The following is a 1,644-nucleotide window of genomic DNA, read 5'->3' on the forward strand; positions in this document are numbered from 1 at the left end:
GATCAAGGGTGAAGGGCGCCCGGACAACAGTCCGGTGGACTGTTGTCAGCCCTGAACGGGCAGAGCCCGGGGACGGTTCAAGCTGCCGCTGAGGCAGACGACCGGAATGGTTGCCAGCCTGCTGAAGGGTTGTGTCTCGAATCTGGTGGAAATTTTCTGGCGGCGTTCTCCGAGCATCGGGATTTGGGCCTGATCAGGCCGCGAGGTCAAGGCTGATCGGGGCAATGGGCTGAGCCAAGGTTTCCCAGCCATCGATCTTTCGCATCTGAATCTGGCCCGATGCCATCAGCGCCCGGAGTAGCATTGGCACTGTTTCGGCGCAGGGCAACACGGTCTGGGTCTTGATGCGGCGGCGGAATTCCTCGTTCAGGCGCTCGATGGCATTTGTGGTTCGAGCGGACTTCCACTGCGACGGGTCCAGGCGCGTGAAGGTGAACAGCCGGTCTCCTGCCTCTTCTAGGCTGTCGGAAACCGCACGACATTTCAGGTGCCACTTGCGCAAGAATGCCTTCCGCCGCTTCTCGATTTCCACCGTGGTGTCGGCATAGATCATGTCGCGATAATCCTCGCTCAGCTCGTCATGCATGTGCTTCGGGGCATGACCGAGTAGGTTGCGATGCTTGTGAACCGTGCACCGCTGGATTGGCAGGGCCTCACCCCAGAGCGCGACAAGGGCGGCCTCAAGCCCCGGCGCACCGTCGATGATAACAAACTCTGGCCGCATCAGACCGCGCGCATCAAGATCGCCAAGGAACATGCCCCAGGCTGCTTTGCTTTCTCCGCCCATATTCTTGATGGAAAGCAGCACTTTCTGCCCGTCCCGGCGCACACCTATGGCTGCCAGAACCGAGATATTCGTGGCCTTTCGATCCAGGCGGGTCTTGATGACGGTGCCATCCAGAATCAGACGGACGATGTCTTCGCCAGCCAAATCTCGCGCCACCCATGCGTCCCAGTCCACCTTTACCTTCCGCCAGGCGCGGCTGACAACGTCCTTGCCTACCGCCCCTTGGAACAGTCCATATAGCGCCCGCTTCACGCGCCGTGTGTTGGTCCCGGCCAGATAAACCGAGGCAATCAACGCTTCGGCCTTCTTGGTCAGCCGCTGATAGCGCGGTAGTGCCTTCGATCGCCATTCCGTGGTCTTGCCGTCCCCGATTTCGACGCGGGCGCGCGGCACACTTATCGTCTCGGCACCAAACGTGCCGATCAACTGGCGTTCACGATGACCGTGCCGGTAGCCCTTGGGTTTGTCCGTGCCCCGGTCATAACGGCAACGCCCCAGAAACGCGGCCAGTTCCTCTTCGAAAACCGCCTCAATCGTGGCACGAATGTTCTCTCGCAGACGATCCTCGATCGGATCATAGCCCGCTTCATTGGCCAGTAGCGCAAGCGCAGCAGTGTCGGTATTGTTCTTCATGGCGTGATCTCCCTGGCGGTTGCTGCCGCCGGTTGGGTGGGTTCAGTTCACCCGGAGATTACGCCACCTTCAAATTTCCACCACCTGCGCGACACGACCTGCTGAAGATGGCTGACCTGGACTGGGGTGTGCCGGACTATACGACCCTGTGCCGGCGGCAGAAGACCCTCTCCGTCCAGATCCCTTGCCGCAGCGCCGATGGCCCGCTCAACCTCTTGGTGGAC

1 protein-coding gene and 1 pseudogene are annotated in these 1,644 nt (G+C 60.7%); one reads left to right on the forward strand and one right to left on the reverse strand.

The window, feature by feature from the left end; genetic code table 11:
* Positions 1-193: 193 nt before the first annotated feature.
* Positions 194-1,420 carry an IS256 family transposase gene (locus tag AX760_RS04280; RefSeq protein WP_071831763.1) on the reverse strand — a complete coding sequence of 409 codons (1,227 nt, stop codon included), beginning with the start codon at positions 1,418-1,420 and terminating at the stop codon, positions 194-196.
* Between the two features lie 98 nt (positions 1,421-1,518).
* Here AX760_RS04280 and AX760_RS04285 point away from each other — a divergent pair.
* Positions 1,519-1,644, forward strand: a pseudogene (locus AX760_RS04285) (transposase); the annotation flags it as partial.

The organism is Pararhizobium antarcticum (assembly GCF_001885585.1).
In the GTDB taxonomy this organism is placed as follows: domain Bacteria; phylum Pseudomonadota; class Alphaproteobacteria; order Rhizobiales; family Rhizobiaceae; genus Pararhizobium; species Pararhizobium antarcticum.

Coding starts and splice junctions, on each gene's coding strand:
- AX760_RS04280 (WP_071831763.1), bottom strand. CDS start 1,420: ATGAAGAACAATACCGACACTGCTGCGCTTGCGCTACTGGCCAATGAA.